The organism is Burkholderia sp. AU44665 (assembly GCF_030504405.1).
GTDB lineage: Bacteria > Pseudomonadota > Gammaproteobacteria > Burkholderiales > Burkholderiaceae > Burkholderia > Burkholderia semiarida.
The window spans coordinates 34,941-57,371 of the sequence record NZ_JAUJRI010000013.1; the positions used below are offsets into that span (position 1 = coordinate 34,941).

Sequence of the window (22,431 nt, forward strand, 5' to 3'; positions counted from 1 at the left end):
TTCACGGAGACGAGGCAAGCATGAGCGAAGCACCCCACGAATCTCCCGTCAAAACCCCCGGGCAGTTGATTGCCGTCATCATCGCGTCGTTCGCGATTCCGATCGTCCTGATCGTCCTGTTCGCCAATTACGCGAACCATGCATTCCGTTCCGGCGCCGGCACGGACGCGCTGTCCGACGAGCAGGTCGCCGCCCGTATCGCGCCGATCGCGAAGGTCGACGTGAAGGACGCCAACGCACCCCGCACGTACAAGACCGGCGAGGAAGTCTACAAGGCCGTCTGCGTGACCTGTCACGGCACCGGCGCCGCCGGCGCGCCGAAATTCGGCAACAAGGACGACTGGGCGCCGCGCATCTCGCAAGGCTTCGACACGCTGCTGAAGACGGCCCTCGCGGGCAAGGGCGCGATGCCGCCGCGCGGCGGCACGAGCCCCGACGACGTCAGCGACTATGAAATCGCCCGCGCGATCGTCTACATGGCGAACAACGACGGCGCGAACTTCCCCGAACCGGCCGCGCCGGCCGCCAACGCGGCGCAACCCGCCAGCGGCGCACCCGCGTCGGGCGCCGACGCATCGAACGCGCAGGCCGCCGCGGCCATGGCCGCGATCGCCGCGATCCCGAAGGCCGGCGACAAGCCCGCGGCCGCGCCGACCAGCGCCGACGCCGCATCGGCCGGCAAGGCGCTGTATACGCAGGTGTGCCAGGCTTGCCACGCGGCCGGCGTGCTCGGCGCGCCGAAGTTCGGTAGCAAGGAAGACTGGGCGCCGCGCCTGAAGGAATCGATGGATACGGTCTACAACTACGCGCTGCACGGCAAGGGCGCGATGCCGCCGAAGGGCGGGTCGAACGCGTCGGATGCCGACGTGAAGGCGGCCGTCGACTACATGGTCAACGCGTCGAAGTAACGCCTCACCCGGCCATCCGTAAAAAACCCCCGCGGCGCCTGCGCATCGCGGGGGTTTCGTTTTCGCGTTGCCGGTTCGCCGCGCCATCGTGCGCGCGGCAGCGCCGCCGCATCACTTCTGCAGCAACGCCTTCAGGCTCGCGAGCCGATCCTTCGGCGACATCGGCGCCTCTTCCGGCGTCGGCGGCAGCGCTTCGTCGAGCCCCATCTCGGGAATGAAGCGAGACGGTTCGCACACGACCGTCTCGCGCGCCCGCTTGCGCTTCTTGCACCAGTTCAGGTGCAGGCTGCGCTGCGCGCGCGTGATCGCGACGTACATCAGCCGGCGCTCCTCCTCGATCCGCTCGTTGTCGATCGGGCCGTCGTCCTCGCTGCCGCCGCGGTGCGGCATGATGCCTTCCTCGACGCCGACCAAGAACACGTGCGGATACTCGAGGCCCTTCGACGCATGGACGGTCGACAGCCGCACGGCGTCCGGGTCCTCGTCCTTGCCCTCGAGCATCGACATCAGCGCGACGGTCTGGATCAGGCCGAGCAGGTTCTTGCCCGTATCGGCGAGCCCGTCCGCGTTGTGGAAGCCTTCGGCCTCGCCGTCGACGGCCTCCGTCTCCGGCTTGGTGCCCTTGCGCTTCAGCCATTCGAGGAATTCGAGCACGTTCTGCCACTTCGACTGCGCCTGCCGCTCGTCGAACGCGTCGTACAGGTACGCCTCGTAGTGGATCGCCTCCATCATGTCGTCGAGCACGACGGTCGCGGGCTCCTTGTCCGCGCGTTCGGTCAGGCGCTGGATGAAGTCGCAGAACATCCGCAGCGGCTCGACCTGGCGCGCCGACAGCCGCGCCTCGATCCCGCCCATGTACACGGCCTCGAACAGCGACACCTTCGCCTGCCCCGCGAACGAGCCGAGCGCCTCGAGCGTGGTGTTGCCGATGCCGCGGCGCGGCGTCGTGACGGCACGGATGAACGCGGGATCGTCGTCGGCGTTCGCGATCAGGCGCAGGTACGCGCACAGATCCTTGATCTCGGCCTTGTCGAAGAACGACTGGCCGCCCGACAGCACGTACGGGATCCGCTCGCGCCGCAGCACCTGTTCGAAGATGCGCGCCTGGAAGTTGCCGCGGTACAGGATCGCGTAGTCGCGGAACTGCGCGCGCCGCTCGAACTTGTGCGCGGACAGCCGGAACACGACCGATTCGGCCTCGTGTTCCTCGTCGTTGCACGCCGTGACGGTGATCGAATCGCCCATTCCATGCTCGGACCACAGCTTCTTCTCGAACAGCTTCGGGTTGTTCGCGATCACGTTGTTCGCGGCGGTCAGGATCCGCACCGTCGACCGGTAGTTCTGCTCGAGCTTGATCACGTGCAGCTTCGGGAAATCCTTGCCGAGCTGCGCGAGGTTCTCCAGCGTCGCGCCGCGCCAGCCGTAGATCGCCTGATCGTCGTCGCCGACCGCCGTGAACGCGGCGCGCGGGCCCGCGAGCAGCTTCAGCAGCTCGTACTGGCACGCGTTGGTGTCCTGGTATTCGTCGATCAGCAGGTAGCGCAGCTTGTTCTGCCAGCGGTCGCGCACCTGCTCGTTCTTCGCGAACAATTCGGCCGGCAGGCGGATCAGGTCGTCGAAGTCGACCGCCTGGTACGCGTGCAGCGTCGCCACGTAGTTGCGGTAGACCAGCGCGGCCTGATGCTCGTCCTCGTTGGCCGCGATCGCCATCGCCTCGTCGGGCATGATCAGGCCGTTCTTCCACAGCGAGATGATGCTCTGGATCTTGCGGATCAGCCCCTTGTCGGTCGTGCCGAGCTGCTCCTGGATCATCCCGAAGCAGTCGTCCGAATCCATGATCGAGAACTGCGGCTTCAGGCCGACGTGCTCGGCCTCCTGGCGCAGGATCTGCACGCCGAGCGAGTGGAACGTGCAGACGGTGAGCTGGTTGACGGGCACCTTGCGGCCTTCCTTGCCCGGCGTGGTGAGCGTCTTGCCTTCCAGCAGCTTCGACACGCGCTCGCGCATTTCGGCGGCCGCCTTGTTCGTGAACGTGACGGCGGCGATATGGCGCGGCTCGAAGCCTTTGGCTTCGATCAGGTGCGCGATCTTCTGCGTGATCACGCGGGTCTTGCCGCTGCCCGCGCCGGCGAGCACGAGACAGGGACCGTCGAGATAGCGCACCGCTTCGTTCTGAGCGGGATTGAGGCCTGCTGACATGGTGGCGGATGGTGTTGCTGGTTGACGGCGGAACGCCGGGAGGATGCCGTGCGCGGCAGGCTGGCGAAGCAGGCGGACACGCAGGCAGGACGCGCATGTTAACACGTCGGCGGCGTGTATTTCGGGCGCACCGCCGGACGGGGGGCGCGCGGGCTTGCCGGGCGGGCGCCCCCTGCCCGTTCGGCGTGGTCGTGGCTGGCCGCTCGGCCAATCGGGCCCTGTCGGCGCCGTGATCGGACACAATAGGCCCTCCTCCGGCGCCACCTCGCGCCGCGCCGCTTCGACTCACTTGAACCCTCACCGGATCGACCTCATGGGATACCCGTTCGCCACCGCCGCCCTCGGCCCGCTACTGTTCGCACAGGGGCGCTACGTGCGCCGCGTCACGCCGCGGCTGCCCGAGGCGGCCGGCCCGCGCAGCGGCGTGGCGGGCGACGGCCCGCCGCTGCGCGTGCTGGTGGTCGGCGATTCGGCCGCTGCGGGCGTCGGCGTCGCGACGCAGCACGATGCGCTCGCCGGGCAACTGGCGAACGCGCTGGCGGCCACGCACCGCGTGAGCTGGAAACTGCTCGCGCGCACCGGCCTGACCACGCGGGAGCTGGTCGACTGGCTCGCCACCGAGCCGGCCGAGCCGTTCCACGTGGCGGTCACGTCGCTCGGCGTCAACGACGTGACGGGCGGCGTGCCGCCCGCACGCTGGGTCGCGCAGCAGGCCGAGCTGGTCCGGCTGCTCGGCACGCGCTTCCAGGTGGAGCACGCGATCTTGTCGGCAGTGCCGCCGATGGAGCGCTTCCCGGCGCTGCCGCAGCCGCTCGCGTGGTATCTCGGGCGGCGCGCGAAGCGGCTCAACGCGGCGCTCGCGGCTTGGGCCGGCGCGCAGCCGCACTGCACGTTCCTGCGGGTCGACCTGCCGCTCGAACGCCATCTGATGGCCGCCGACGGCTTCCATCCCGGCGCATCCGCGTGCGCGGTGTGGGCCGCGCAGGTCGCGGCCGCCGTGCGCCAACGGGTGGGCGGATGATGTGGCACGCGCTGGGGCCGCTGGCGGCTCGGAGCGCCGAGCAGCGCCTGGAGCCCTGGAGCCCTGGAGCCCTGGAGCCCTGGAGCCTGGAGCCTGGAGCCTGGAGCCCGGAGCCCGGAGCCCGGGGCCCGGAGCTGGGAGCTGGGAGCTGGGAGCTGGGAGCTGGGAGCTGGGAGCTGGGAGCTGGGAGCTGGGAGCTGGGAGCTGGGAGCTGGGAGCTGGAAGCTGGGAGCTGGGAGCTGGAAGCGGGCAGCCACGACCCGGTCAACCGTACCGCACTGCGCCCCGTCCCGCGCAAAATGCCGGCATTCCTTGCGCAAGCGCCGCTCCGCCTCGCGCGTTTCGCCCGACACGTCTGTGCAAGCGGCGCCGCCATGCCAAAATAGCCGGTCGTCTTCGCGCCGCTCCGGCGCGCCATCCTTTAGTTTCCTTCGCAGCCAGGAATTGCCATGTCGTCATTGCTCAGGATTGGTTTGATGGGTTTCGGTTTCGCCGGCGCGACGTTCCACGCGCCCGTGATCGCCACGAGCGGCCGCACTGAAGTCGCCGCGATCGCGACGGGTCAGCCCGATCGCGCGCACGCCGCGTATCCGGGCGCGCGCATCGTCCCCGACCTCGACGCGCTGCTCGGCCTCGACGACATCGAATGCGTGGTGATCGCCACGCCGAACGACACCCACTTCACGCTCGCGCGCCAGGTGCTCGAAGCCGGCCGCCACGTGGTCGTCGACAAGCCCGTGACGCTCACCGCCGACGAGGCGCTCGCGCTCGCGCGGCTCGCTAACGCGCGCAGCCGGCTGTTCGCGCCGTTCCACAACCGCCGCTGGGACGGCGATTTCCTCACCGTGCGCCGCATCGTCGAATCGGGCGAACTCGGCCGCCTCACCTACTTTGCATCGCACTTCGACCGCTTCCGGCCGACGCCACGCACGCGCTGGCGCGAGGAACCGGCCCGCGGCGGCGGCCTGCTGCTCGACCTCGGCCCGCACCTGATCGACCAGGCGCTCGCGCTGTTCGGCACGCCGGAAACGGTGAGCGCCACCGTCAAGACGCGCCGCGACAACGGCACGGCGCCCGATTTCGTGCACCTGCTGCTCGGCTATCCGGACAAGGACGTCGCGCTGCATGCGAGCGCGCTGTCGGCGATCGAGCCCGCGCGCTTCACGCTGCACGGCACGCGCGGCAGCTATCAGAAATTCGGGCTCGACACGCAGGAAGACCAGCTCAAGGCCGGCCTCACCGCGGACGACGTCGAATTCGGCGGCGGCAATCCGCCCGGCCTGCTGCGCGTGCTCGACGGCGAGGTCGAGGTCGAGCGTCCGGTGCCGACGCTCGACGGCCAGTACGCGGAGTTCTACCGCGCGCTCGCCGCGTCGATCCGCGACGGCGCACCCTTCCCCGTCACCGCGCAGGACGCGGTCGACGTGATGACGATCATCGAGCTCGCCGCGCAGAGCGAACACGACGGCCGCCGGCTGCCGTTCGTGCGCCGCATCGTCTGACGGGCGCCGGCCGGGGCGGCACCGGCCCGGCCGCCCATCGCGCCACGCCGCCACGCCGCCACGCGCCGGCGGCGGCGCTGCCGTCTGCCGCCGTGCGCCCCCACCGGCACGGCCGGAACATTCCGTTACAAATGGTGCGGGAACGAAAGTCAGCGGTCGTCCGGTCTGACGCGTTTCTCAAAAAGTCGATTCGACACCTATCCGTCAGGAGAATGTGATGCAACGGTTGATTCGCGCAGCGGCATGCTGCGTCCTGGTTTCCTCGCTCGCGGCATGTATTGTTCAGCCGCAGCGGCCGGCCCGGCAGGCGCCTCCGCCGCCGCGACCGAATCCGCAGGTCGTCGCGAACGACCGCATGCAGGAGGTCCAGGGCCGGATCGACAACCTGCATCGGCGCATCGACGCGCGCGTGAACGGCGGCTACTATCCGCCGCCTTACGGCGCGCAGCTTCACCACCGCCTCGACGTGATCCGCCAGGAAGCGAACGACATGTCGGCCCAGCACAACGGCGGCCTGTCCGGCGACGAGCAGCGCGTGCTGAACCAGGAACTCGACACGGCCGCGCGCGCGATCGGCGAATAACGCGCCGGCGCCTGCCGGAGCGAAGAAAAGCGGCGGCGCCCGTTGCCGCCGCTTGTCGCGAAGCGACATTCTTTTGCTCAAATTGACAACGCCCACCCGCTCGCGTACAGTCGCCCGCACGCGTCGGGAGAGCGTGTGACCGGGTGTTCCGACACCGGTTGCGCCGCCGAAGGGGCACACCCGCAAACTCTCAGGCAAAAGGACCGACCGCGTCGGGGAATCGCGTCCGCGCACTGCGCGGGCCATACGCTCCCCGCACTCTGGAGAGCGGCAGTAGCCCGCAGCGCATCGGCTGCGCGGGCAAGCTGCCCACCGAAGGGGCGCGCGTTCGCCGGGCCTGGCCCGCAGCGCAATCTCTCAGGTATCGAGGACAGAGGGGCATGTACCGGATCGCTCGAGGCCATCGGCCGCGGCGGTCGGCACATGGCCGTTCTGATCCGCGCGCAAGCGCCTTGCCTGAGGCCTCGATGACTGCACTGAATCACACCCCGCTCAACGCCGCGCACCGCGCGCTCAACGCCCGCATGGTCGACTTCGGCGGCTGGGACATGCCCGTCAACTACGGCTCGCAGATCGAAGAACACGCGGCCGTGCGCACCGACGCCGGCATGTTCGACGTGTCGCACATGTGCGTCGTCGATTTCACCGGCAGCCGCGTGCGCGCGTTCTTCGAGCATGCGATCGCGAACAACGTCGGCAAGCTCAAGACGCCCGGCAAGGCGCTCTACTCCTGCCTGCTCAACCCGCAGGGCGGCGTCATCGACGATCTGATCGTCTATTACTTCACCGAAGAATTCTTCCGCGTGGTCGTCAACGCCGGCACCGCCGAGAAGGACATCGCGTGGTTCAACCAGCTGAACGAGCAAGGCGGCTACGGCCTGACGATCGCGCCGCGCCGCGATTTCGCGATCATCGCCGTCCAGGGTCCGAACGCCCGTGAAAAGGTCTGGGCGACGGTGCCCGCCGCCCGCGCCGCCACCAGCGAGCTCAAGCCGTTCAACGCCGCGCAGGTCGCCGGCACGCCGTTCGGCGATCTCACCGTCGCCCGCACCGGCTACACCGGCGAGGACGGCTTCGAGGTGATCGTCCCGGCCGTGCACGTCGAAGCGCTGTGGCATGCGCTGCAGCAAAACGGCGTGCGCCCGTGCGGGCTCGGCGCGCGCGACACGCTGCGCCTCGAGGCCGGCATGAACCTGTACGGCCAGGACATGGACGACACCGTGTCCCCGCTCGACGCGGGCCTCGCGTGGACGGTCGACCTCACCGCGCCGCGCGACTTCGTCGGCCGCGCCGCCCTGGAAGCCAACGGCACGCGCGCCGCGTTCGTCGGCCTGATCCTGCAGAAGGAAAACGGCAAGGCGGGCGGCGTGCTGCGCGCGCATCAGAAAGTCGTCACGCCGCACGGCGACGGCGAGATCACGAGCGGCACGTTCTCGCCGTCGATGCAGGAATCGATCGCGTTCGCGCGCGTGCCGGCAGCCGTCCAGATCGGCGACACCGTCCAGGTGCAAATTCGAGACAAGCATCTTCCCGCACGCGTGGTAAAACTGCCGTTCGTGCGCAACGGCAAGGTCCTCGCTGCGTAACGACCGAGAAGCGGCGCGGCAGGCCGCCTCCCGGCAAGCCGGGAGATGGCGCCCGGCGCAACCCCATCCGGCGCACCATGGCGGCGCGCCAGCAGAACGAACAAACCCTTTTATCCAGGAGCATCCGATGAGCAACGTCCCGGCCGATCTGAAGTACACCGACGAACACGAGTGGATCCGCACCGAGGCGGACGGCACGCTGACGGTCGGCATCACCGATCACGCGCAGAGCACGCTCGGCGACATCGTCTTCCTCGAGCTGCCCGAAGTCGGCAAGTCGGTGAGCGCGGGCGACGCCGTCGGCGTCGTCGAATCGGTGAAGGCGGCATCCGACATCTACTCGCCGGTGTCCGGCGAGATCGTCGCCGTCAACGAAGCCGCCACCGATGCGCCCGAAGAAGTGAACGGCGACGCGTACGGCGTGTGGCTCTTCAAGATCAAGCTCGCGGCCGGCGCCTCGACCGACAAGCTGATCGACGCCGACGCCTACAGCAAGCTGATCGACTAATTTCCCTACCCGAACCGCGCGACGCCGGCCTCGGCGCGCGCGGGACCAGAGTCACGCCATGAAGCTCGAACACCCGGACCGTCTGATGAACCGCACGCCCCTCTCGCTCGCCGCGCTCGAAACGCACGACGCGTTCGCCGAACGCCACATCGGCCCCGATGCCGCCAGCCAGCAGGCCATGCTCGACACGCTCGGCTTCGCGTCGCGCGCCGCGCTGATCGACGCCGTGATCCCGGCGTCGATCCGCCGCGCCGACACGCTGCCGCTCGGCCCGTTCGCGCAGCCGAAGAGCGAGGCCGAAGCCCTCGCCGCGCTGCGTGCGCTCGCGGACAAGAACCAGGTGTTCCGCTCGTATATCGGCCAGGGTTATCACGACACGCACACGCCGGCCGTGATCCTGCGCAACGTGCTCGAAAACCCGGCGTGGTACACGGCCTACACGCCGTACCAGCCCGAAATTTCCCAGGGCCGCCTCGAGGCGCTCCTGAACTTCCAGCAGATGGTGGCCGATCTCACGGGCCTCGCGATCTCGAACGCATCGCTGCTCGACGAAGCCACCGCCGCGGCCGAAGCGATGACGCTGCTGCAGCGCACCGGCAAGCCGAAGTCGAACGTGTTCTACGTCGCCGACGACGTGCTGCCGCAAACGCTCGAAGTGATCCGCACGCGCGCGCTGCCGATCGGCATCGAGGTCAAGACGGGCCCGGCTGCCGACGCCGCGCAGGCGAACGCGTTCGGCGTGCTGCTGCAGTACCCGGGCGTGAACGGCGACGTGCGCGACTACCGCGCGCTCACCGAAGCGATCCACGCGGCCGGCGGCCACGTGGTCGTCGCGGCCGACCTGCTCGCGCTGACCGTGCTGACGCCGCCCGGCGAATGGGGCGCCGACGTCGCAATCGGCAACACGCAGCGCTTCGGCGTGCCGATGGGCTTCGGCGGCCCGCACGCCGCCTACATGGCCGTGCGCGACGAATTCAAGCGCCAGATGCCGGGCCGCCTCGTCGGCGTGACGGTCGACGCGCAGGGCAAGCCCGCGCTGCGTCTCGCGCTGCAGACGCGCGAACAGCACATCCGCCGCGAGAAGGCGACGTCGAACGTGTGTACCGCGCAGGCGCTGCTCGCGATCATGGCGAGCATGTACGCGGTCTACCACGGCCCGCACGGCCTGAAGACGATCGCGCTGCGCGTGAACCGCATCGCGGCGCTGCTCGCCGCCGGCGTGAAGCAGCTCGGCTTCGCGACCGTCAACGACACGTTCTTCGACACGCTGACGATCGACACCGGCACGCGCACCGCGCAGATCCACGCATTCGCGAAAGCCAAGCGCATCAACCTGCGCCGCGTGAGCGACACGCAAGTCGGCGTGTCGGTCGACGAAACGACGACGCGCGACGACCTCGCCGATCTGCTCGACGTGTTCGCGCAGGCCGCGGGTGGCACGGCACCGGCCGTCGACGCGCTGGACGCGGGTCTCGCCGGCGTCGCCGCGCTGCCGGCCGGCCTCGAGCGCACGAGCGCGTACCTGACGCACCCGGTGTTCAACCGCCACCATTCCGAAACCGAAATGCTGCGCTACCTGCGCAGCCTGTCGGACAAGGATCTCGCGCTCGACCGCTCGATGATCCCGCTCGGCTCGTGCACGATGAAGCTGAACGCGACGTCGGAAATGCTGCCCGTCACGTGGCCCGAGTTCGGCGGCATCCATCCGTTCGCGCCGGCCGAGCAGACCGTCGGCTACCGCGAGATGATCGACCAGCTCGAACAGATGCTCGTCGCGGCCACCGGCTACGCGGCCGTGTCGCTGCAACCGAACGCGGGCTCGCAGGGCGAGTACGCGGGCCTGCTGATCATCCACGCGTACCACGCGTCGCGCGGCGAAGGCCATCGCGACGTGTGCCTGATCCCGGCGTCCGCGCACGGCACGAACCCGGCGTCCGCGCACATGGCCGGCATGAAGGTCGTGGTCGTCGCGTGCGACGCGCAGGGCAACGTCGACATCGCCGACCTGAAGGCGAAGGCCGAGCAGCATTCGGCGAACCTCGCGGCGATCATGATCACGTATCCGTCGACGCACGGCGTGTTCGAGCAGAACGTGCGCGAGATCTGCGAGATCGTCCACGCGCACGGCGGCCAGGTGTACGTCGACGGCGCGAACATGAACGCGATGGTCGGCCTGACCGCGCCCGGCCAGTTCGGCGGCGACGTGTCGCACCTGAACCTGCACAAGACCTTCTGCATCCCGCACGGCGGCGGCGGCCCGGGCGTCGGCCCGGTGGCGGTCGGCGCGCACCTCGCGAAGTTCCTGCCGAACCAGCGCTCGACCGGCTACGCCCGCGCGGAAGACGGCATCGGCGCGGTGTCGGCCGCGCCGTACGGCTCGGCGTCGATCCTGCCGATCTCGTGGATGTACATCGCGATGATGGGCGCGAAGAACCTGACCGCCGCGACCGAAACCGCGATCCTCAACGCGAACTACATCGCGAAGCGCCTCGCGCCGCATTACCCGGTGCTGTATTCGGGCCCGGGCGGGCTGGTCGCGCACGAGTGCATTCTCGACCTGCGTCCGATCAAGGAAACGAGCGGCATCACCGTCGACGACGTCGCGAAGCGCCTGATGGACTACGGCTTCCACGCGCCGACGATGAGCTTCCCGGTGCCGGGCACGCTGATGGTCGAGCCGACCGAATCGGAATCGCAGGAAGAACTCGACCGCTTCATCGCCGCGATGATCGCGATCCGCGAGGAAATCCGCGCGGTCGAGGAAGGCCGCGCCGATCGCGAGGACAACCCGCTGCGTCACGCGCCGCACACGGCGGCCGTCGTCACCGCGAACGAATGGCCGCACGCGTACTCGCGCGAGCAGGCCGCGTACCCAGTCGCGTCGCTCGGCACGAACAAGTACTGGCCGCCGGTCGGCCGCGCGGACAACGCCTATGGCGACCGCAACCTGTTCTGCTCGTGCGTGCCGATGTCGGACTACGCATAACGCACGTCTCGCACCGGAGCGTCCGACCGTGACCACCCCGCACGCAGCCACCGGTTGCGTGCGGTTTTTACGTTCGCCGCCCGGCCAACCGTTTCACGCTTGCGCGCCAATCCGGCTAACATCACACGCGATCCAGCCAATGAAGGAGTTCCGCATGGTGCGTCCGATGTTTCCGGGCCATGGCGCAACCGCGCGGCGGCCGCGCGTGCGCGCAGGCCGCTACGTGCCGATGCTCGTCGCATCGCTGTCGCTGGCCGCCGCCGGCCTCGGCGTGTGCGGCAGTGCGCGCGCGGCAATGAATTTCTGCGCGGCGCCCGCACTGCAGGCAAGCGAGACGACGCAGGCCGAGCCGGGCGTGCAGGCGCTGATCCGCAGCGTCGACGCACGCATCGGCGAGCAGCCGAAGGCGATGGCGCGCGTGCATACCGAGGGCACGCTGCCGCATGAAGGCATCCACGACCAGAGTGAAGCCGCGCTCAAGGACATGGACCTGATGCGCGACGCGGCGCTCGCGTGGCGCGTGACGAACGCGCCGCGCTATCTGCAGCTCGTCGACCGCTTCCTGTCCGCGTGGGTCTCGACCTACCAGCCGAGCTTCAACCCGATCGACGAGACGCGCTTCGACAGCCTGATCGTCGCGTACGACATGACCGCGAGCGCGCTGCCGGTGAAAACGCGCAACGCGACGGCCGCGTTCATCGCGAAGCTCGGCGCCGGCTACGTCGCGCAGGTCGACGCGCAGAAACGCCCGCTCACCGGCACCTGGCGCAACAACTGGCAGAGCCACCGGATCAAGCTGATCGCGTTGTCCGCGTTCACGCTCGGCGACCGCAAGATGATGAACGCCGCGCAGCGGCTGTTCGTCGAGCATCTCGCCGACAACATCGGCCCGGACGGCAAGACCTGGGATTTCGAGGAACGCGATGCGCTGCATTACGCGGTCTACGATCTCCAGCCGCTGGTGACGGCCGCGCTCGCCGCGCGCCGCTTCAACCGCAACTGGCTGCGCGAGCGCGGCGCGAACGGCGCGACGCTCGCGGCCGCGCTCGACTGGCTCGTGCCGTACGCGCTCGGCGAAAAGACGCACGAGGAATTCGTGAATTCGCCGGTGCCGTTCGACGCGAAGCGCCGCGAGGCCGGCTTGCCGGGTTATACGGGGCAGTGGGACCCGAAAAACGCCACCGAACTCTTTCATCTGGCCGTGCGGCTCGACGGGCGCTATGCCCGCGTCGCGCAGCAGCTTTCCCCAACGCCGCCCGCATGGCTCGCCGCGTGCCTGCCATTGCAGGCGCGCTAGCACCATTCTTACAGCAAGGCAGGTATCGAAATGGCAGTCAGCGTGTTTGACCTCTTCAAGATCGGCATCGGTCCGTCCAGTTCGCATACGGTCGGGCCGATGCGCGCCGCGCTGATGTTCGTCCAGGGCCTCGAGCGCGACGGGCTGCTCGACGCGACGGCTCACGTGAAGGTCGAGCTGTACGGCTCGCTCGGCGCCACCGGCAAGGGCCACGGCACCGACCGCGGCGTGATGCTCGGCCTGCTCGGCGACGCGCCCGACACCGTCGATCCCGACACGATCGACGCGCGGCTCGAAGACGTCCGCAAGACGAAGCAACTCGCGCTGCTCGGCACGCACCCGGTGCCGTTCGTGCTGAAGGAGAACATCGCGTTCTACCGCCAGGCGCTGCCCGAACATCCGAACGGGATGAAGCTGCGCGCGAGCGATGCGAACGGCGCGGTACTGGTCGAGCGCACGTACCTGTCGGTCGGCGGCGGCTTCGTCGTGACGGCCGGCGCGCCGAACACGAAGGTGCTGAGCGCGGCCGAGCAGATGACGCACCCGTTCCGCACCGGCGCGGAGCTGCTCGCGCTGACCGCGTCGACCGGCAAGTCGATCGCGCAACTGATGTGGGAAAACGAGCGCGCGTGGCACACCGAGGAAGAAACGCGCGACGGGCTGCTGAAGATCTGGGCCGTGATGCAGTCGTGCGTGTCGCGCGGGTGCGGGATCGGCAACCCGGACGCCGACGGCAACCTGCCCGGCCCGTTCCAGGTCAAGCGCCGCGCGCCGCAGTTGTACCGCACGCTGACGGGCAGCCCCGAGCGAGCGCTGCAGGATCCGCTGTCGATGATCGACTGGATCAACCTGTACGCGATCGCGGTCAACGAGGAAAACGCGGCCGGCGGCCGCGTCGTCACCGCGCCGACCAACGGCGCGGCCGGCATCATCCCGGCCGTGCTCCATTACTACACGCGCTTCACGCCCGGCGCGAACGAACAGGGCGTGATCGACTTCCTGCTGACGGCCGCCGCGATCGGCATCCTGTACAAGCTCAACGCATCGATCTCGGGCGCGGAAGTCGGCTGCCAGGGCGAAGTGGGCGTTGCGTGCTCGATGGCGGCCGGCGCGCTCGCGGCCGTGCTCGGCGGCACGCCCCAGCAGGTCGAGAACGCGGCCGAGATCGGGATGGAGCACAACCTCGGCCTGACCTGCGACCCGGTCGGCGGGATGGTGCAGATCCCGTGCATCGAGCGCAACGCAATGGCGTCGGTGAAGGCCGTCAACGCGGCGCGCATGGCGCTGCGCGGCGACGGCTCGCACTACGTGTCGCTCGACTCGGTGATCAAGACGATGCGCGAGACGGGCGCCGACATGAAGACCAAGTACAAGGAAACGTCGCGCGGCGGGCTGGCGGTGAATATCGTCGAGTGCTGATGCGGGACCCGGCGGCAATGCGAGGCCCGTCGGCCGACGTATTGCCGCCGGGCTCGACACCCGGCACTAATCGTTCAGCCAGTTCTCCACGCGCAATCCCGGATAGCTGACGAAATCCCGCTCGTTGTTGGTCACCAGGACGACATCGAGCGACACCGCATGCGCGGAGATCAATTTGTCGAGGTGATCCTTCTTCCGTTCGCGGGTGGCCTCGCGGATCGGACCATACGCTTGCGCGGCCGGCACGTCGAAAGGCGCGACGGGAATATCTTCGATCAACGCCGCGAGGTTGCGGCGTTCGCGAGCAGGGCTCGTGCATGCGGTCACGCCGTACTCGAGCTCCGCATAAGTGACCGCGGACATGACGACGTCGCCCGTGTAGCACTGCGCAAATCGTCTCGCGACCTGCTCCGGCTGATTTTTCATCAGATAGATGCACATGTTGGTGTCGAGCATGAAGCGCGGCATCACAAGCCCTCACGTTCGGCCTGTTCATGGTCGCCACGCCCTTCGGTCATGAAGTCCGGCCCGAATTTCGCGAATTTCTCGAGTACGTTGGTCAGAGGCCGCCGCATCGGCCGAATGCGGATTTCGTCACCGACCCGCTCGATTTCCAGCTCGATATCGCTGCGTTCATAGGCAAGGTCCGCAGGAATACGCACGGCCTGCGAGTTGCCGTTTCTGAATACCCTCGTGGTATGCATGTCGATCTCCGTCCGGATGTACATTGTATGTACATTATCCGATGCGGGCCGAGATGTAAATCCATGTGTGTACATAACAGGTGTTTCTTCGGCTGACGAGCCGGCCGTGAATACGCGCGTCACGGCCATTGCCGTCGCGCATGCAGCACGCGGAGGATCTCCACGATGCCCTCGGCCGGCCGGATGCGATACACGAGCACATCGTTCGGCGCGACCACCAGCTCACGCGTGCCGGCCACCCGCCCTCGCCGATACAACTCGGCATGGGCCGGTAACGCCGCCGCCCTTTCTTCCAGCAGTTCGTCGAGTTCGAGGGCGGCCAGCGGGTCGTCCTCGGCGATGGTGTCCATGATCGCGGCGCGATCCTCGTGCGCCTTCGGATTCCAGTGCAACGCAAGGGTCAAGAAGCATCCCCGCGCTTGCCGGCAAGCCGGTCACGCAGCGCCGCACGTCGCGACGCGAAGTCGGCGCTGACTTCGGCATCCGGAATCGACGCACGCGGGTCGTCCAGCGCCTGCTGCACCTGCTCGCGAAACCAGCGATCGTGGGCCGCCGCCTCGTGTGCCGCCTTCAGCGCCGCCGCGCGATCGGGCCGGGTCGCCCGGCCGGCCGCATCCGGGTCGAATGCCGACGCGTCCACATCGAATCGGCTGATACCGATATCGCGCAGAAAGCCGACCAGCGTTTCAAAACGGCGAAACACCCGCACGTCGCCGCGCTTGGCCGACAGAAACGTTCGTGTGCGCCGCACCGGGCCGAGAACGCCCAACCGTTGCCGCAACCGACCACGCGGGCCGCACGCACCGCGCCGGCTGCGACCAGCTCCGTCAGCGTCTTTTGATCAATCGTTTCGGTCGTCACGGCGATTCTCGCCCCCTTTCTCCACGCATTCGCTGAAATTTTACTATTGAGTGGCATCCCAATTTATTGTTATTTGGGATGCCCGCTCCGGATCGAGACAAGCGTCAGCCCACCATCCATAGCACTCACTTTCCGCCCTCGCGCCAGTCCGCACAAGCTGGCCGGTCGGCCAACCGAAGGCGGTGCGCCCTCGCCGAACCGCCCAGCGTTCCGACACTTTTCACCGCCCGGCGTACCGGCGCGCCGCCAACCGGCGTAAGCTGTACGTCCCGCTACCCAGGGAGACGGCAGCCCATGTCGCATTCCAAGGATCTCGAGCCGCGCGCCACCACCGGTGCGCGACTGCTCGTCGATGCGTTGCTCGCCAATCACGTCGAACGCGTGTTCTGCGTGCCGGGCGAGAGCTTCCTCGCCGTGCTCGATGCGCTGGCGGACGACACCGCCCGCATCCAGACGGTCGTCTGCCGCCACGAGGCGGCCGCCGCGAACATGGCCGAGGCGGTCGGCAAGCTGACCGGCCGCCCCGGCGTCGCGTTCGTCACGCGCGGGCCCGGCGCGACCCATGCGTCGATCGGCGTGCATACCGCGTTCCAGGATTCGACGCCGATGATCCTGTTCGTCGGCCAGTGCGCGCGCGAGCACCTCGACCGCGAAGCCTTCCAGGAAATCGACTACCGCCGGATGTTCGGCCAGATGGCGAAATGGGTCGCGCAGATCGACGATCCGCGCCGCATTCCCGAATACCTGAGCCACGCGTTCCACGTCGCGACGTCCGGGCGGCCCGGCCCGGTCGTGCTCGCGCTGCCGGAGGACGTGCTGTCCGACGCGTGCGCGCCGCAGCGCGTCGTGCCGGCCGCGAAACGCATCGCGGCCGCGCCGTCGGCCGCGCAGATCGACGAGTTGCGCGAGCGGCTCGCGCGCGCGGAACGGCCGTTCGCGATCGTCGGCGGCAGCGGCTGGACGCCGGACGCCTGCGCGAACCTGCGCACCTTCGCCGAACGCTGGCAATTGCCGGTCGCGTGCGCATTTCGCTTCCAGGACACGATCGACAACGCGCACCCGAACTACGCGGGCGACGTCGGGCTCGGAATCAACCCGGCGCTCGCGAAACGCATCCGCGACGCCGACCTGCTGCTCGTGATCGGGCCGCGCCTCGGCGAAGCGACGACCGGCGGCTACACGCTGCTCGACATCCCGAAGACACGCCAGACGCTGGTTCACGTGCACCAGGGCGCGGACGAACTCGGCCGCGTGTACGCCGCCGACCTGCCGATCGTGTCGGGCATGCCGGAGATCGCCGCGCCGCTGGCCGCGCTCGAACCGCCCGAGCGGCCCGCGTGGGCCGGTACGGCCGCCGACGCGCACCGCGCATACCGCGAATGGCATGCGCCGCTGCCGATGCCCGGCGACGTGCAGCTCGGCGACGTGATGGTGCAGTTGCGCGAGCGCCTGCCGCACGACGCGATCCTGACCAACGGCGCGGGCAACTATGCGATCTGGCTGCATCGCCACTTCGCGTACCGGCACTTCCGTTCGCAGCTCGCGCCGACGAGCGGCGCGATGGGCTACGGGCTGCCGGCCGCGCTCGCCGCGAAGTCGCTGTATCCGCAGCGCGCCGTCGTCGCGCTCGCCGGCGACGGCTGCTTCATGATGGCCGGCAACGAGCTCGCGACCGCGATGCAATACGGGCTGAACATCGTCGCGATCGTCGTCAACAACGGCCATTTCGGCACGATCCGCATGCATCAGGAGCGCAACTACCCGGGCCGCGTGCACGGCACCGGGCTCACGAACCCGGATTTCGCGGCCTATGCGCGTGCGTTCGGCGCGCATGGCGAGACGGTCGAGCGCACCGCCGATTTCGCGCCCGCGCTCGAACGCGCATTGACGTGCGGGCTGCCCGCGGTGATCGAGATCCGCATCCCGCAGGACGCGAGCACGCCGGCCGCGACGCTCGAGCAGATCCGCGAGCAAGGCCGCCGCGCGCGCGGCGCATGACGGCGATGGACATGCACGCCGCACCGCCCGCCGCCGTGCTGTCGCACGACGACGCACTGGCCTGCCCCGGCACGCTGCTCTCGCCCGACGGCACGCTCGTCGCGCCGTACGATCTCGAGCATGGCGACGAGCGCGCCGACGGCTACGTGCCTGCCGCATCCTCACTCGGCCTGCTGCACGCCGCGCACCGGCCGTTCCGGCTCGATTACGGCGACGCGCGGCACGTGCACGTGATCAACGGGATGGGCGTCGCGCTCGGCGATTCGGTGATCGGGCTGACGGCCGTCGCCGCGCTGCGTGCGGCCCATCCGGGCCTGCGCTTCACGCTGTACCGGCCCGCGCGCGCGCCGCGCTATGTCGAGGCGCTGTATGCACTCGCGGCCGACGTCGTCGCGCCGTCGCGCGCGCTGCCGTGCCCCGCGGAAGCGCTGCCCGCCGACGCGCATTGCATCGACGTTGGCAATCACCTGTACTGGCCCGCATTCGCGCGGCTGCCGATGATCGACTTCTTCCTCGACGCGCTCGGCGTCGATCCGGCCGCCGTGCCGGCCGCCGCGAAACGCAACCGCTGGCTCGCGCGGCTGCCGCTGCCTGCGCTGCCGGCCGAGTGGCGGCGGCCTTACGTGCTGTTCTGCCCGAATGCGAGCACCGCGGTGCGCAGCGTGCCGCGTGCGTTGCGCGTCGCGTTCGTGGAACGGCTCGCGCAACGTTACGGGTTGCCGGTGGTCGGCTTCGGCCCGATCGCGCATCCGGCTTACGTGGACGTGAGCCGCCACGCGACCGACACCGCGCGCTTCATCGCGTGGATCAAGGGCGCGAGCCTGCTGTTCGCGCCGGACACGGCGGCGCTGCATCTCGCCGACGGTTTCGACGTGCCGACGCTCGCGTGCTTCACGACGATCGGGCCGGCGCTGCGCGTGCGCGACTATCCGCATTGCGTGCCGGTTGCGCTCGACGTGCCGGCCGAATTGCACGGGCTGCATCGCAGCGAACAGCCGGACGATCTGGCGGCGGTCGACGCCGCTTACCGTGCAATCGACTGGGACGCGCTGGCGTGGCCCGCGCCGCGCGACGCGGCGGCAGCGGCCACCTGAGCAAGTCGGCGCGTCGGCGAGCGTGGCGATCGAATCGGCAGCGGCACACGCACTGCGCCGGCACGGGCGCCGCTTCGGCTGCCCGGCTGATCCCGCCAGGCTCGCACCGGCCGCCTGAGCGAAGCCGGCGCGGCGGCGAGCGGAACGATCGAACCGGCAACAGCGCGCGCACGGCACCACCACCGCCGCGAGCGCCGCGCCGGCCGCCCGGCTCACCGCGCCGAACGCGTCACGCGCGATCGCGCAGCGTCTCGGATGGCCGTTTGCCGAACAGGCGCCGGTAATCGGTCGCGAACTGGCTCAGATGCCAGAAGCCCCACGCCTCCGCGACGTCCTGCACCGAGCCGGCCGCGCGCCCGCACAGGTCGCGCCGCGCGCCGTTCAGCCGCAGCGTGCGCAGGTAGGTCGCGGGCGCCATCCCGAGCACGTCCTGGAAGCAGTATTGCAGCGTGCGCCGGCTCACGTGCAACTGTTCGCACAGCTCGGGCACGCCCACCGGGCGCGTGCGGTGCGCGAGCACGTAGTCGCGCGCCTGGTCGACGATCCAGCGGCGCGTCGACGGCGCGGCGCCGCTGCCGTCGTCGGCCGGTTGCGCGCACGCATCGAACAGCGCGGCCAGCACTTCGGCCTGCAGATCGTCGCGCTGCGCATCGGGCAGCGGGCCGGCCATCGCCACCGCGCCGTCGAGCCGGCGGCCGAGCAGCGCGCACAGATGCGCGAGCCGCGCGTCGCCGACCTGCATCACGCGCTGCGTGAACAGCCGCTCGTCGAGCGCACGGTGCTCGACTTCCTCCGCGTAGCGGCGCAGCACGTCGCCGCGCACGACGACGCCGTAGATCGAGAACTGCGCGGGCGTCACCAGTTCGAATTCGACGTTGCCGGGCCGGAACGCGAGCGCGCCGGGGCCGATGCGGCACGCATCGACGCGCGCCGAGCCGTCGCACACGAGCGGGATGCCGAACCAGTACGCATCGCCGCGCACTTCGCAGGCCTGGCGCAGCAGGTGGCTGGTCGATTCGCGGAACAGCTTCATCGTGTCGAGCGGCAGCTCGGTCAGCGTGCCGACGAAGCGGCCGGCCGCGAGCTGGTCGTAGGTCTGCCGCCAGCCGATCAGGTTGCGCGCCTGCTCGTCCGCATCGTGCGCGACGCTGACGACGGCCTGCCCGGCGAACGCGTCGTCGCCCTGCGCGCTGCGCCGCGTGTCTTCGGCGGTCGGCTCCTCCGTACACGCCACATGTCGATTCATCGTGTCCTCCCTCACCTGCGCGGAACCCTGCGCATCACGCAAGTCCCGTGCCGAACCGCACGGCCCGGCGAACCATCCGCCATTGCACGCTGTCCGGCCGATGGGCGCCATGCGGGCGCACCCGAACGCGGCATGCCGCGCACGCCGCCGGTGCGCTCCGCGCGGCCACCGCGCATGCGCGCCGCCGCGCGCATATGCAGCCCGGGTACCGGGCCGGCTACGGGGCCGGCTACGGGGCCGGCCTCAGCCGCACGACCCGCGTGCCGCAATTGCCGTATGCCTGCGCGATCGCCAGTTCGACGATCGCGCTGCCGGCCGCCCACGGCGCCGCGTCCGCTTCCGGCAGACCCGCGCGCAGCGTGGCGCGACCGTTGATCCGGTAGCGCAGGCCGCGCACGAAATCGACGAACAGCAATCCGACGCCGCGGCCGTCGCAGGCGGCCGCGTCGATCCGGCCGCCGTCGCCGTCAAGCGCGGTCGGCAGCGCGAAGCGCAGCGTCTTCGTGTCGATCACGCGCACCACCGGCAGCAGATCGCCGTTCGCGTCACGCCGGCTCTGCACGATGTCGCAGGTCATCGACGCACCGGCGCCCGATGCCATGCCGACGAACATGAACGGCTGCGATTCGACGAACTGCCGCACGCCGACGCTCAGCCGCGTGGTCACGGCGTCGCTCATCCGCTCGGCTTCGTCGGCGACGCCGAAGCGGTGCTGCGCGTCGAGTTCGCCCGGATGGAATACCGGGTGGCGCGGAAAGGATCGGGGCGGTTCTGCCATGCTGGGAGCGGTTGCATGCATCGGCGCACCGTGCCGCCGCGAACAGGCGGCAGCCGGCGGCGTTGCCGGCGCCGGCCGTGCAGGGAAACGCAACCGGCGCCGACTGTCGAACAGGGAAATCGAACCGGGCGACGTGCCGGGCCCGACCGGCCACGACACGTCGCCACGGCTTCGGCGATCAGAAGAACCCGAGCGCCTCGGCCTGATAGCTGACCAGCAGGCACTTCGTCTGCTGATAGTTCGACAGCGCCATCTTGTGCGTCTCGCGGCCGATGCCCGACTGCTTGTAGCCGCCGAACGCCGCATGCGCGGGATACAGGTGATAGCAGTTGGTCCACACGCGGCCGGCCTCGATCTCGCGGCCCATGCGGTACGCACGCGTGCCGTTGCGGGTCCACACGCCCGCGCCGAGCCCGTAGAACGTGTCGTTCGCGAGTTCGATCGCTTCCTGCTCGTCCTTGAACGTCATCACCGACGCGACCGGCCCGAAGATCTCTTCCTGGAACACGCGCATCTTGTTGTTACCGAGCAGCATCGTCGGCTTCACGTAGTAGCCCGTGCCGAGTTCGGCGGCCGGCGCCGTGCGCTCGCCGCCCGTCAGGCATTGCGCGCCTTCGCCGCGGCCGATGTCGATGTACGACAGGATCTTGTCGAGCTGCTGCTGCGACGCCTGCGCGCCGATCATCGTCTGCATGTCGAGCGGATGGCCGGCCTTGATGCGCTCGACGCGCGCGACGGCCTTCTCGATGAAGCGGTCGTAGATCGATTCCTGGATCAGGATCCGCGACGGGCACGTGCACACTTCGCCCTGGTTCAGCGCGAACATCGCGAGCCCTTCGAGCGCCTTGTCGAGGAACGCGTCGTCCTGGTCGAGCACGTCGGCGAAGAAGATGTTCGGGCTCTTGCCGCCCAGTTCGACCGTCGACGGGATCAGGCTTTCGGCCGCCGCGCGCAGCACGTGCTTGCCGACCGGCGTCGAGCCCGTGAACGCGATCTTCGCGATCCGCTTGCTGGTCGCGAGCGCTTCGCCCGCTTCCTTGCCGAAGCCGTTCACGATGTTGATCGCGCCGGCCGGGAACAGGTCGCCGATCAGTTCCATCAGCACGAGCACCGATGCGGGCGTCTGCTCGGCCGGCTTCATCACCACGCAGCAGCCGGCCGCGAGCGCAGGCGCGAGCTTCCACGCGGCCATCAGCAGCGGGAAATTCCACGGGATGATCTGGCCGACCACGCCGAGCGGCTCGTGGAAGTGGTACGCGACGGTGTTGTCGTCGATTTCGGAGATGCCGCCTTCCTGCGCGCGGATGCAGCCCGCGAAGTAGCGGAAGTGGTCGATCGCGAGCGGCAGGTCGGCCGCCATCGTCTCGCGCAGCGGCTTGCCGTTGTCGATCGTCTCGGCCACGGCCAGCAGCTTCAGGTTCTTTTCCATCCGGTCGGCGGCGGCGAGCAGCAGGTTCGCGCGCTCGGCAACCGACGTCTTGCCCCACTTGCGGCGCGCGGCATGCGCGGCGTCGAGCGCCAGCTCAATGTCGTCGGCGCCGGAGCGCGGCACGCGGCAGAACGGCTGGCCGTTGATCGGCGACACGTTCTCGAAATACTCGCCCTTCACGGGCGCCACCCACTTGCCGCCGATGTAGTTGTCGTATTGCTGGCGGTACGGGTATTCGACGTCGAGGCCCAGTTGTTTCAGGTCAAACGGGTTCATACATGTCTCCTGTTCATCGTGCTTGTGTGAGTACAG

At 69.3% G+C, this 22,431-nt stretch carries 18 protein-coding genes, 1 pseudogene and 2 riboswitches; of the genes and pseudogenes, 11 read left to right on the forward strand and 8 right to left on the reverse strand.

Features of this window, described 5'->3' with window-relative positions; genetic code table 11:
• Positions 1-20: 20 nt before the first annotated feature.
• Entirely contained in the window at positions 21-908 is an 888-nt protein-coding gene (locus tag QZM15_RS23555; protein WP_226225061.1) for a cytochrome c5 family protein, read from the forward strand.
• 111 nt (positions 909-1,019) lie between these two features.
• On the opposite strand, the gene QZM15_RS23560 is transcribed toward QZM15_RS23555, so the two are convergent.
• The gene (locus QZM15_RS23560) at positions 1,020-3,107 is read right to left on the reverse strand and encodes a UvrD-helicase domain-containing protein (protein WP_302107348.1); all 2,088 of its coding nucleotides are present in this window, start codon (positions 3,105-3,107) and stop codon (positions 1,020-1,022) included.
• A gap of 313 nt (positions 3,108-3,420) precedes the next feature.
• Here QZM15_RS23560 and QZM15_RS23565 point away from each other — a divergent pair, with 313 nt between their 5' ends.
• From QZM15_RS23565 to QZM15_RS23600, 8 genes are all read left to right on the forward strand, one after another.
• Entirely contained in the window at positions 3,421-4,128 is a 708-nt protein-coding gene (locus QZM15_RS23565; protein WP_302107349.1) for an SGNH/GDSL hydrolase family protein, read from the forward strand.
• 449 nt (positions 4,129-4,577) lie between these two features.
• Positions 4,578-5,630 carry an oxidoreductase gene (locus tag QZM15_RS23570; RefSeq protein WP_059580610.1) on the forward strand — a complete coding sequence of 351 codons (1,053 nt, stop codon included), beginning with the start codon at positions 4,578-4,580 and terminating at the stop codon, positions 5,628-5,630.
• 217 nt (positions 5,631-5,847) lie between these two features.
• Complete coding sequence (locus QZM15_RS23575) at positions 5,848-6,213, forward strand: hypothetical protein (protein ID WP_027811833.1); 366 nt, start codon at positions 5,848-5,850, stop codon at positions 6,211-6,213.
• A 114-nt stretch (positions 6,214-6,327) separates the two neighbouring features.
• A riboswitch (glycine riboswitch) is annotated at positions 6,328-6,430 on the forward strand.
• Positions 6,431-6,463: 33 nt separating this feature from the next.
• Positions 6,464-6,597: riboswitch (glycine riboswitch) on the forward strand.
• Between the two features lie 83 nt (positions 6,598-6,680).
• A complete protein-coding gene (gcvT, locus tag QZM15_RS23580) occupies positions 6,681-7,799 on the forward strand; it encodes a glycine cleavage system aminomethyltransferase GcvT (protein ID WP_059638437.1) in 1,119 nt (372 codons plus the stop codon).
• A gap of 127 nt (positions 7,800-7,926) precedes the next feature.
• Complete coding sequence (gcvH, locus tag QZM15_RS23585; protein ID WP_060008850.1) at positions 7,927-8,307, forward strand: glycine cleavage system protein GcvH; 381 nt, start codon at positions 7,927-7,929, stop codon at positions 8,305-8,307.
• Between the two features lie 58 nt (positions 8,308-8,365).
• Positions 8,366-11,293 (forward strand): aminomethyl-transferring glycine dehydrogenase, encoded by a 2,928-nt coding sequence (gcvP, locus tag QZM15_RS23590; protein ID WP_226225063.1) that lies wholly within the window; start codon positions 8,366-8,368, stop codon positions 11,291-11,293.
• A 154-nt stretch (positions 11,294-11,447) separates the two neighbouring features.
• Entirely contained in the window at positions 11,448-12,590 is a 1,143-nt protein-coding gene (locus QZM15_RS23595; protein ID WP_059638578.1) for an alginate lyase family protein, read from the forward strand.
• A gap of 30 nt (positions 12,591-12,620) precedes the next feature.
• Positions 12,621-14,009 (forward strand): L-serine ammonia-lyase, encoded by a 1,389-nt coding sequence (locus QZM15_RS23600; protein WP_302107350.1) that lies wholly within the window; start codon positions 12,621-12,623, stop codon positions 14,007-14,009.
• A 66-nt stretch (positions 14,010-14,075) separates the two neighbouring features.
• On the opposite strand, the gene QZM15_RS23605 is transcribed toward QZM15_RS23600, so the two are convergent.
• The 4 genes and pseudogenes from QZM15_RS23605 to QZM15_RS23620 form a co-directional block, all read right to left on the reverse strand.
• A complete protein-coding gene (locus tag QZM15_RS23605; protein WP_302107382.1) occupies positions 14,076-14,477 on the reverse strand; it encodes a type II toxin-antitoxin system VapC family toxin in 402 nt (133 codons plus the stop codon).
• Positions 14,477-14,713 (reverse strand): type II toxin-antitoxin system VapB family antitoxin, encoded by a 237-nt coding sequence (vapB, locus tag QZM15_RS23610; protein WP_059580709.1) that lies wholly within the window; start codon positions 14,711-14,713, stop codon positions 14,477-14,479. Before vapB ends, QZM15_RS23605 begins: the two co-directional genes overlap by 1 nt.
• Before the next feature lie 119 nt (positions 14,714-14,832).
• Complete coding sequence (locus QZM15_RS23615) at positions 14,833-15,117, reverse strand: type II toxin-antitoxin system RelE/ParE family toxin (RefSeq protein WP_089464443.1); 285 nt, start codon at positions 15,115-15,117, stop codon at positions 14,833-14,835.
• A pseudogene (locus QZM15_RS23620) lies at positions 15,114-15,574 on the reverse strand (hypothetical protein). The gene QZM15_RS23615 and the pseudogene QZM15_RS23620 overlap by 4 nt, the downstream one beginning before the upstream one ends.
• Positions 15,575-15,868: 294 nt before the next feature.
• Here QZM15_RS23620 and QZM15_RS23625 point away from each other — a divergent pair.
• Together QZM15_RS23625 and QZM15_RS23630 are read left to right on the forward strand one after the other, a co-directional pair.
• A complete protein-coding gene (locus QZM15_RS23625; RefSeq protein WP_124863055.1) occupies positions 15,869-17,572 on the forward strand; it encodes a thiamine pyrophosphate-binding protein in 1,704 nt (567 codons plus the stop codon).
• The gene (locus QZM15_RS23630) at positions 17,569-18,666 is read left to right on the forward strand and encodes an ADP-heptose--LPS heptosyltransferase (protein WP_302107351.1); all 1,098 of its coding nucleotides are present in this window, start codon (positions 17,569-17,571) and stop codon (positions 18,664-18,666) included. Before QZM15_RS23625 ends, QZM15_RS23630 begins: the two co-directional genes overlap by 4 nt.
• A 229-nt stretch (positions 18,667-18,895) precedes the next feature.
• On the opposite strand, the gene QZM15_RS23635 is transcribed toward QZM15_RS23630, so the two are convergent.
• From QZM15_RS23635 to QZM15_RS23645, 3 genes are all read right to left on the reverse strand, one after another.
• Positions 18,896-19,912, reverse strand: a complete 1,017-nt coding sequence (locus QZM15_RS23635; RefSeq protein ID WP_059580707.1) for a helix-turn-helix domain-containing protein — start codon at positions 19,910-19,912, stop codon at positions 18,896-18,898.
• 229 nt (positions 19,913-20,141) lie between these two features.
• Positions 20,142-20,690 carry a hypothetical protein gene (locus QZM15_RS23640; protein WP_302107352.1) on the reverse strand — a complete coding sequence of 183 codons (549 nt, stop codon included), beginning with the start codon at positions 20,688-20,690 and terminating at the stop codon, positions 20,142-20,144.
• A gap of 178 nt (positions 20,691-20,868) precedes the next feature.
• A complete protein-coding gene (locus QZM15_RS23645; RefSeq protein ID WP_059580582.1) occupies positions 20,869-22,395 on the reverse strand; it encodes an aldehyde dehydrogenase family protein in 1,527 nt (508 codons plus the stop codon).
• Positions 22,396-22,431 lie beyond the last annotated feature (36 nt).

Bases quoted from the DNA above. Each gene is read 5' to 3' on its own strand.
- gcvT (WP_059638437.1), top strand. From the start codon at position 6,681: ATGACTGCACTGAATCACACCCCGCTCAACGCCGCGCACCGCGCGCTC.
- QZM15_RS23595 (WP_059638578.1), top strand. From the start codon at position 11,448: ATGGTGCGTCCGATGTTTCCGGGCCATGGCGCAACCGCGCGGCGGCCG.
- QZM15_RS23625 (WP_124863055.1), top strand. From the start codon at position 15,869: ATGTCGCATTCCAAGGATCTCGAGCCGCGCGCCACCACCGGTGCGCGA.
- QZM15_RS23555 (WP_226225061.1), top strand. From the start codon at position 21: ATGAGCGAAGCACCCCACGAATCTCCCGTCAAAACCCCCGGGCAGTTG.
- gcvH (WP_060008850.1), top strand. From the start codon at position 7,927: ATGAGCAACGTCCCGGCCGATCTGAAGTACACCGACGAACACGAGTGG.
- QZM15_RS23560 (WP_302107348.1), bottom strand. From the start codon at position 3,107: ATGTCAGCAGGCCTCAATCCCGCTCAGAACGAAGCGGTGCGCTATCTC.
- vapB (WP_059580709.1), bottom strand. From the start codon at position 14,713: ATGCATACCACGAGGGTATTCAGAAACGGCAACTCGCAGGCCGTGCGT.
- QZM15_RS23565 (WP_302107349.1), top strand. From the start codon at position 3,421: ATGGGATACCCGTTCGCCACCGCCGCCCTCGGCCCGCTACTGTTCGCA.
- QZM15_RS23630 (WP_302107351.1), top strand. From the start codon at position 17,569: ATGACGGCGATGGACATGCACGCCGCACCGCCCGCCGCCGTGCTGTCG.
- QZM15_RS23605 (WP_302107382.1), bottom strand. From the start codon at position 14,477: ATGCCGCGCTTCATGCTCGACACCAACATGTGCATCTATCTGATGAAA.
- QZM15_RS23635 (WP_059580707.1), bottom strand. From the start codon at position 19,912: ATGAATCGACATGTGGCGTGTACGGAGGAGCCGACCGCCGAAGACACG.
- QZM15_RS23645 (WP_059580582.1), bottom strand. From the start codon at position 22,395: ATGAACCCGTTTGACCTGAAACAACTGGGCCTCGACGTCGAATACCCG.
- QZM15_RS23600 (WP_302107350.1), top strand. From the start codon at position 12,621: ATGGCAGTCAGCGTGTTTGACCTCTTCAAGATCGGCATCGGTCCGTCC.
- QZM15_RS23640 (WP_302107352.1), bottom strand. From the start codon at position 20,690: ATGGCAGAACCGCCCCGATCCTTTCCGCGCCACCCGGTATTCCATCCG.
- QZM15_RS23575 (WP_027811833.1), top strand. From the start codon at position 5,848: ATGCAACGGTTGATTCGCGCAGCGGCATGCTGCGTCCTGGTTTCCTCG.
- QZM15_RS23570 (WP_059580610.1), top strand. From the start codon at position 4,578: ATGTCGTCATTGCTCAGGATTGGTTTGATGGGTTTCGGTTTCGCCGGC.
- gcvP (WP_226225063.1), top strand. From the start codon at position 8,366: ATGAAGCTCGAACACCCGGACCGTCTGATGAACCGCACGCCCCTCTCG.